Here is a 276-nt window from a genome sequence, read left to right as displayed (position 1 = left end):
GCCTTTTGGGTGGCGCAATTGGGCAGCCCTGGGGGCGGTCGCAGCATCGGAAGCGTTTCGTCGATCACTCCGGTGGCGGCCGTCGTCACTGACGTGCCCGACTGGCTGCCGGCCGATGCGCAGCCGATGCTGGATTTCACCGTGCGGCAAGGGCGGGGGACTGTCGTTGAGTCGATATGGCGCCATTTTCTTGCGCCGTCGCGTCTGGCGCCGGTGTTGCGGCAGGGATTGCTGCGCGCGGGTTGGCAGGAGCTCGATAGGGGTTGGGCCGTCGCC

Annotated in this window: 1 pseudogene; it reads left to right on the top strand. The window is 67.8% G+C overall.

What is annotated here, in order from left to right:
• A pseudogene (locus tag SB751_RS30085) lies at positions 1–276 on the top strand (hypothetical protein); the annotation flags it as partial.

This window comes from Cupriavidus sp. SIMBA_020, from assembly GCF_046535395.1.
Lineage (GTDB): Bacteria > Pseudomonadota > Gammaproteobacteria > Burkholderiales > Burkholderiaceae > Cupriavidus > Cupriavidus campinensis.
This window is presented reverse-complemented; position numbering and strand designations above follow the sequence as displayed.